This window comes from Candidatus Thermoplasmatota archaeon (assembly GCA_030018475.1).
GTDB lineage: Archaea > Thermoplasmatota > JASEFT01 > JASEFT01 > JASEFT01 > JASEFT01.
Map to the genome: position 1 here is coordinate 1 of JASEFT010000065.1, position 7,382 is coordinate 7,382.

The 7,382-nt window shown below is 39.3% G+C and carries 7 protein-coding genes; 6 read left to right on the forward strand and 1 reads right to left on the reverse strand.

Annotated features, from left to right (window positions below; all coding sequences use genetic code 11):
- The first annotated feature begins 243 nt into the window (after nucleotides 1-243).
- Genes secY through QMD21_07010 form a run of 6 tightly spaced genes read left to right on the forward strand, consistent with a single transcriptional unit; the run spans nucleotide 244 to nucleotide 6,711 of the window.
- Nucleotides 244-1,809 (forward strand): preprotein translocase subunit SecY, encoded by a 1,566-nt coding sequence (gene secY / locus QMD21_06985; protein MDI6856504.1) that lies wholly within the window; start codon nucleotides 244-246, stop codon nucleotides 1,807-1,809.
- Nucleotides 1,809-3,062 carry a hydroxymethylglutaryl-CoA reductase, degradative gene (locus QMD21_06990; protein ID MDI6856505.1) on the forward strand — a complete coding sequence of 418 codons (1,254 nt, stop codon included), beginning with the start codon at nucleotides 1,809-1,811 and terminating at the stop codon, nucleotides 3,060-3,062. Before secY ends, QMD21_06990 begins: the two co-directional genes overlap by 1 nt.
- Complete coding sequence (locus tag QMD21_06995) at nucleotides 3,059-3,463, forward strand: hypothetical protein (GenBank protein ID MDI6856506.1); 405 nt, start codon at nucleotides 3,059-3,061, stop codon at nucleotides 3,461-3,463. The genes QMD21_06990 and QMD21_06995 overlap by 4 nt, the downstream gene beginning before the upstream one ends.
- Before the next feature lie 48 nt (nucleotides 3,464-3,511).
- Entirely contained in the window at nucleotides 3,512-4,708 is a 1,197-nt protein-coding gene (locus QMD21_07000) for an acyl-CoA dehydrogenase family protein (protein MDI6856507.1), read from the forward strand.
- Nucleotides 4,709-4,711: 3 nt separating this feature from the next.
- Nucleotides 4,712-5,506: an electron transfer flavoprotein subunit beta/FixA family protein gene (locus QMD21_07005; protein ID MDI6856508.1), complete on the forward strand. Its 795-nt coding sequence runs from the start codon at nucleotides 4,712-4,714 to the stop codon at nucleotides 5,504-5,506.
- Nucleotides 5,503-6,711, forward strand: coding sequence for an electron transfer flavoprotein subunit alpha (locus QMD21_07010; GenBank protein ID MDI6856509.1), 1,209 nt, complete (start codon nucleotides 5,503-5,505; stop codon nucleotides 6,709-6,711). The genes QMD21_07005 and QMD21_07010 overlap by 4 nt, the downstream gene beginning before the upstream one ends.
- Here QMD21_07010 and QMD21_07015 read toward each other — a convergent pair.
- Complete coding sequence (locus QMD21_07015) at nucleotides 6,701-7,195, reverse strand: metallophosphoesterase (GenBank protein ID MDI6856510.1); 495 nt, start codon at nucleotides 7,193-7,195, stop codon at nucleotides 6,701-6,703. The two genes, QMD21_07010 and QMD21_07015, sit on opposite strands and share 11 nt — an antisense overlap.
- Nucleotides 7,196-7,382 lie beyond the last annotated feature (187 nt).

The following is a 7,382-nucleotide window of genomic DNA, read 5'->3' on the forward strand; positions in this document are numbered from 1 at the left end:
TCTTTTGCAGTGATTGCGAAGAAGAGAAAGAAATTAAAAGGAACAAAACAGTAAAACCATCTGACCGCCCACAAGTTGTATAGAAAGTTTGGAGTTGTTGTGCAGCCAAAATCTCACAAGCTTTCTATTATTGCATTCGCGGACTACACACTTTTAAGAGTTTCTCCTTCGATACTAAGCGCAGCCATACTCCAAAGAACGATGATTTTATATATCTAAGAATACTATGGAGTTTATAAAAAAATGTACATTGAAAAAGAGAAGAAAAGCTTGCTGTTTAAGTTAAAGCCTTTGGTCGAGCGCTTACCTGCAGTAAAACGTCCTGAAGGCCATGTCCATTTCAAAACTAAACTTCTATGGACTATTCTTATACTGATATTTTACTTCATTCTCACTAACGTAATGCTCTACGGGTTAGAGTCAGGCCCTACATTAGATATGTTCGCAGGCTTTAGAGCTATAATGGCAGGCGAATCAGGCTCTATTCTGCATTTAGGAATTGGTCCTATAGTCACAGCTTCTATTATATTGCAATTGTTTGTAGGCGCTAAAATAATCAGACTAGACTTAACAAAGTCTGAGGACAAAGCTATCTATCAGGGTACTCAGAAATTTTTGGTACTAGTAATGATATTTGTAGAAGCCATTCCTCAAGTATTTGGCTATCTCACTCCTTCAAGCTATTTAATAGCGCGAGCAGGTCTTTGGGGCGCGCGATGGATAATAATATCTCAGTTATTCGTAGGAAGTTATCTAGTATTCTTAATGGATGAAGTTGTTAGCAAATGGGGCATAGGCTCAGGAATTTCTTTGTTTATAGCTGCAGGTGTAAGTCAAGCTATTTTCACAGGTACTTTCAATTGGGCTTTGGGCAATCCAAACTTACCTGCCTCTATAGAGCGCGGAGCTATGAATTTACCAGTAGGCACAATACCTAAGACAATTTACATTGCGCAGAATATGAACGCACAGCAGCTTGCAAGCGAAGGGTATGAAACCATAATGCTGGGTCAGCCCAACCCTATGATAGCACTTGTAGGTACTGTGCTGATATTCTTTATTGTAGCTTATGTAGAATCTACAAGAATAGAGTTGCCGCTAGCGCACGGAAGGGTAAGAGGCGCCAGAGGTAGATACCCAATAAGGTTAATTTACGCTTCTAACATCCCTGTAATTTTAATGAGCGCATTGCTTGCAAATGTGCAAATGTTCTCATTACTGCTCTGGCAGCATCCGACACTATCTAAAATACCGCTTATTGGCGGGCAGTACTGGGTTGGAGCTTACGGACCGCAGTCTACGGAGCCTATAGGCGGAGCTGCTTTCTACCTAACTCGCGTAAGAGGGCTTTACGATTGGCTACTGCCATTAATAGATTACCAGAGATGGAGCTACGCAGTTTACGGTAAATCTCAGCTACAAATAGTAGCCCATGTAGCAATTTATCTAGGGGTTATGATTATAGGCTCTATACTTTTCGCTAAATTCTGGATAGAAACTACTAATATGGGCTCAGCTGCAGTTGCAGAGCAAATAACTGAAAGCGGCTTGCAAATACCGGGCTTTAGAAGGGACCCTCGCATTATAAAACTCGTGCTAGATAGATACATACCTGCCGTTACTGTAATTTCAGGCGCTTTTGTTGGCGCTTTAGCAGCGGGCGCAGATATGATAGGCACTGTAGGCAATACTTCAGGTACGGGCGTACTCCTTTGCGTAGGAATAATCATACAATTTTACGAGCTCATAGGCAGGGAGCAAATGATGGAAATGCATCCTGTACTCAGAGGGTTCTTCGGAGAGGAATAATGCAGTCTGTAATTCCAAAATTCTATAATCTTTCTATAGCTGAAAGATTGAAAATTTTAAAAAAGTTTGCAGGCTTAAGTAACAATGATTTAAAAATTCTTCATAGCAGTAACGCATTCATAAATAGAATGATAGAAAACGTTGTAGGCACCTTTCCACTACCTCTTGGCATAGCAACTAATTTTTTAATTAATGGTAAAGACTATCTCATTCCTATGGCTATAGAAGAAACAAGTGTAGTAGCTGCCTGCTCACACGGCGCTAAAATCGCACGTATTAAAGGCGGCTTTGAAGCTACTTCCACAGAGCCTGTAATGATAGGGCAGATTCAAATAGTTGATTTAAAGAATATAAAAAAAGCACAAAAGAATGTGTTAAGGGAGAAGGAAAAAATTTTAGAACTTGCAAACGAAAAAGACCCTATACTTGTAAAGCTTGGCGGAGGCGCTAAAGATATTGAGTTAAGAGAAATTATAACATCATCTGAGAAAATGCTTGCGGTGCATCTACTTGTAAGCGTAAAAGATGCAATGGGCGCTAATGTAGTTAATACAATGTGCGAAGCTGTTGCGCCTTTTATAGAAAAAATTACTGGCGGTAAAGTAATACTCAGAATAATTTCTAACCTTGCTGTCTATAGAATTGCGAGAGCAAAAGCAGTTTTCGACTGCAAAGTGGTAGGTGGCGAAGAAATTGTTAATGGTATAATAAAAGCTTGGGAATTTGCCTGTAACGATATTTACAGATGTGCTACTCATAACAAAGGAATAATGAATGGAATAGACGCAGTAGCAATAGCAACTGGGAACGATTTCAGAGCCTTAGAGGCAGGAGCGCATGCTTACGCAGCTTCAAATGGCTATAAACCGTTAACTAAATACGAAAAATCTGAGAGTGGCGATTTGATAGGAACTATTGAACTGCCCATAGCTGTAGGTATTGTTGGGGGTGCAACAATCCACCCTACAGCTAAGATATGTAAAAAAATATTAGGAATAAAAAGTGCAAATGAGCTAGCAGAAGTACTAGCAAGTGTTGGATTAGCACAGAATTTTGCAGCTTTAAGAGCTCTTGTCAAAGAAGGTATTCAGAGAGGGCATATGAGCTTGCATGCACACAATATTGCAGTAATGGCTGGCGCAAAACGCAAAGAGATAGATAAAGTAGTGGAAATTTTAGTTAAAGAGAAGGAAATAAGAGTTGATAGAGCGAAGGAGATAATTGAAGAGATCAGGAAAAAAGATAAAAAATGACTAGAAAAGAGATTGCAAAAAAAGCAGCTATTGCATATTTTGGTCTATCGAGCAGCACCAAAAGTTTCCCAGAAGGTGTGCAGCTAAACATTTACGAAAGTTGCGGAACAAACGCTAAAAGAGAAGGTTTTCTAGCCGAACTTGCAAATTATATAGAAAAAATCTGGGAAGAGAATATAGGCTCGCTTTCTAGAACTGCAAGACTTTCTGAAGCTGACTTCCTATATTACGTTAATAAACTAAGAACGGAGCGTGGAGCTTCATCACTAACGTTGCGCTCTTTACTTATAGAGCGGTGGATGAAAAATTTAGTAGACCTTTATGAAGAGCTTGTATTGGCTGAAGTTGTAAAGAATAGTGAGCGCAAGTTATTGCTTGTTAATACTAAGATGAGTTTATAAGCTAATTTTTAATACACCCTAAAATTATACTTTTTTGGTGAGCTGAAAATGTTGGACTATACATTTACAGATGAGCAGGAAATGTTTAGAGAGAGTCTGAGAGATTTCTGCGCCAAAAAAATTGCGCCTGCAGTGAAAATTTTAGAAGAGCAGAAAGAGATTCCTAAAGATTTGCTTAAAGAGCTTGCTGATTTTGAGTTGCTTGCAATGACAGTGCCTGAAAAATATGGAGGTATTAACGCAAGCGCTGTTACTGCAGGCATAGCTGCGGAAGAGCTTGGTAAAGCAGACCCTACTTGCTCTATACCTGTAGTGTTTTTGGTAGAAGCTTCTTGGGGCTATTTGCTCAGTAAATATGGTACAGAAGAAGCTAAATCTGAGATTTTACCTAAAGTAACTAAAGGCGAGAATTTTTTAGGAATAGCAACTACAGAAAGCGAGGCTGGTAGCGATTTGGCAAGTATGCGCACCAAAATAACAAAAACTGAGAAAGGTTATTTAGTGAATGGCGAAAAGAATTACATTTCAGGTGTAAGAGAAGCAATAAAATGGGGCGGAGGCCATGTAACTCTAGCGAAGCAAATGCCAGAGCTCGGTACTAGAGGAATGACTATGTTCTACTTGCCGCTCAGCTCTAAAGGTATAACTCCAAGCTATTTTGAAGATCTTGGTAGGGAGGCAATTTCATGCGGCGGTTTTAATATAGAAAACGTGGAAATACCAAGCCATTATCTGATAGGTGAGGAGAATAAAGGCTTTTACATTGTGCATGAAGGCTACGAACTGGCAAGAGGACTTATAGCGCTTGTGTGTATAGGCGCTGCTACAAAAGCGCTTGAAAACGGTATTAAGTATATTAAGGAAAGAAAGGCTTTCGGCAAGCCTATTGCAAAATACGAAGGTATACAGTTCCTGCTTGCAGAGCATTACAGCAAAATTCAGGCTGTTCGAGAACTTGCCTATAAAGCGCTCTGGCTGTTTGATAGAGAGAGAGAAGGCAAAGCAAAAAGGTTTGAAGTTAGTAAAGCGATAGCAATGGCGAAAATGCTCTCGCCGAAATGGGCTTTTGACGCAATAAATGATGTAATGCAATGGCAGGGAGCTTTCGGATATACAAAAGAGTGCCCTGACCAAACAGCTCTTAGAGGAGTGCGCTCTTTTACTTTAGCAGAGGGCTCTACAGAAATAATGAAAATAATAGTAGCAAGAGAATTGTTAGGTAAAGAATTTTTGCCATATAGATGAGAAATGCGCTTCATTGTCTGCGTCAAGCAAGTACCAAGCGTTACTGAAATAAAAATCGATCCCAAGACAGGTACTCTAATAAGAGAAGGCGTTCCCAGCATACTCAACCATTTCGATCAATACGCGCTTGAAGAAGCGTTAAGAATAAAGAGTAGCGAAGACGAAGTTATAGCTCTTTCAATGGGACCTTTACAAGCCCAATCAGCTTTGCTAAAATGCCTCGCTTTAGGCGCTGATAAAGCTGTTTTGATTTCAGACAGAGCATTTGCAGGAAGCGATACTTTCGCTACTTCTTATGTGCTTGCGCAAGCGTTAAAAAAACTTTCGCACTTCGATATTATATTCTGCGGCCAGCAGGCTATGGATGGGGATACTGCGCAAGTAGCTCCTGAGCTAGCGCAAAATTTGCTAATTCCTCAAGTAACTTACGTAGAAAGAGCAGAATCTCTAGATAGAGCTAAAAATAGAGTTGTAGTTAAGAGCGTGACTGAAGAGGGCTATAAATTAATTGAAGTGAAATTGCCAGTAGTGCTTGCATTTCTGCCGCCAACCTCTTTTGTACTCGCCGATCCCAAGCTCAGCGGAATAATGAAAGCAAAGCAGAAGCCTCTTTTAATATGGTCTGAGAAAGACCTTGAGGTTGAAAAAGGCAAATATGGCTTAGATGGCTCGCCAACCCAAGTAATAAAAGTGTATTCCCCGCCAGTTAGAGAGAGAGGTATTGTTATGAGTGAAGAGCCTAAAGAAGCAAGCAAAAAAATTGTGAAACTGCTGTTAGAGCAGAAACTAATAGAATGATAAAAGTAGAGCTTGATAAATGTACAGGCTGTGGTATTTGCGCAAAAATTTGTCCTTTCGGAGCTATTGAAATAATCGATAAAAAAGCTCAAATCCAAGCTCATTGCGCCTTATGTGGAGCTTGTGTAGAAGCTTGTGGCTTTGGAGCTATTGAGCTTATACGTACAAGAGTTAAAACAGAAGATCTTTCTGTATATAGAGATGTATGGGTATTTGCAGAAGTAAAAGATGATAAGCTGAAATCTGTAAGTTTAGAATTACTGACTAAGGCAAAAGAGCTTGCAAAAGATTTAAATCAAGGTTGTTGCGCGTTACTCATCGGCAATAATATTAAAGATTTATGCAAAGAGCTTGCTGCCTACGGAGCTGATAAAGTTTATTTAGCAGAACATGAACTACTACAATCTTATTCTACAGATGCCTACGCACCAATAATAATAGGATTGATTTCTAAATACAAGCCCAACATTGTTATATATCCTGCTACAAAGCTTGGTAGAGATTTAGCGCCACGCGTTGCAGCTGCACTTGAGTTGGGACTTACTGCAGATTGCACTGGCTTAAGTATAAAAGATGGCCTTTTACTTCAAACAAGACCTGCGTTTGGCGGTAATGTAATGGCTGATATTATCACACCTTTTACACGTCCACAAATGGCTACTGTAAGACCCAACGTCATGCCTAAAGGAGAGGCTAACTATAGCAAAGAGGCTGAAATAATAAACGTGAATGTGAATTTAAATGCAACTGCAATAAGAACTGTAATAAAAGAATTGATAAAAATTCCTCCCCCGCCCGGAAAATCTATAGAAGAAGCTGACATAATAGTTGCTGGAGGAAGAGGCGTAGGCAGTAAAGAAGGTTTTAAAATACTTGAAGAGCTTGCCAAAGAGCTTAACGCAGCTATAGGAGGTAGCAGAGTAGTTGTAGAGCAAGGCTGGCTTCCTAAGCAAGCGCAAGTAGGACAAAGCGGTACCACAGTGAGTCCTAAACTCTATATTGCATGCGGTATTAGCGGCGCTATTCAGCATCAAGTAGGTATGAAAAGCAGCAAATTAATAATTGCAATTAATAAAGATCCTGAGGCGCCTATCTTTAATATAGCAGATTATGGTATAGTTGGCGACCTTTTTGAGGTTGTACCTGCACTTACTGAAGCAGTAAGAAATGCTAAAAGGAGTCAAGGAATGTCCATTATATCTTAACAATTTTCGGCTCAATTTTTTCTTTCGTTACTTTTAATAGCACCACAGACGGTTTTACGAGAAATGGTGGTAAAGGATTGGTTGCGCTGCCAGGGTTAATAAATAAAATTTCTTCTTGTTTAATTAGCGGTTTATGTGTATGACCAAAAACAAAAATCTTAAACTTATTTTGTTTTGCAATTTTTCTCATTCTACTCATCCCAAAAAAAGAATGTGGGTTATGCATCACCCCGATTTTCCAATCCAAAATATTAACAGAGCTTATTTCTGGTAGTTTTTCTTTAACCTCGTCTTTGTCCATGTTCCCATAAACAGCTATTACAGGAGCGATTTTCTCAAGCTCCTTGATTACTTTTAACTCTATTAAATCTCCAGCGTGAATAATCAAATCTACATCTTTAAAAATATAGAAAACTTTTTCTGGGATCTTCTCTGCCCTTATAGGTATATGAGTATCAGATATTAACCCAATGACCTTCTCCATAGGGTTAATATAACATTTCGTTATATTTAAGTATACTGCGTCAGAAACCAAAAGATTGCCACCAAATTCTGTTCCAATTCGCCCTATCAGGCGAACTTCAGATATGCCGGGAACGTTATACGCAATCGGCTTGAGAGGAGACTGTCAACTTAACACCTCCTCCATCAACAAATATTACTGGCTTTTT

What these genes read in the sequence shown, in the direction of transcription:
- QMD21_06990 (MDI6856505.1), top strand. Translation starts at nt 1,809, where the DNA reads ATGCAGTCTGTAATTCCAAAATTCTATAATCTTTCTATAGCTGAAAGA.
- secY (MDI6856504.1), top strand. Translation starts at nt 244, where the DNA reads ATGTACATTGAAAAAGAGAAGAAAAGCTTGCTGTTTAAGTTAAAGCCT.
- QMD21_07010 (MDI6856509.1), top strand. Translation starts at nt 5,503, where the DNA reads ATGATAAAAGTAGAGCTTGATAAATGTACAGGCTGTGGTATTTGCGCA.
- QMD21_07000 (MDI6856507.1), top strand. Translation starts at nt 3,512, where the DNA reads ATGTTGGACTATACATTTACAGATGAGCAGGAAATGTTTAGAGAGAGT.
- QMD21_07015 (MDI6856510.1), bottom strand. Translation starts at nt 7,195, where the DNA reads ATGGAGAAGGTCATTGGGTTAATATCTGATACTCATATACCTATAAGG.
- QMD21_06995 (MDI6856506.1), top strand. Translation starts at nt 3,059, where the DNA reads ATGACTAGAAAAGAGATTGCAAAAAAAGCAGCTATTGCATATTTTGGT.
- QMD21_07005 (MDI6856508.1), top strand. Translation starts at nt 4,712, where the DNA reads ATGCGCTTCATTGTCTGCGTCAAGCAAGTACCAAGCGTTACTGAAATA.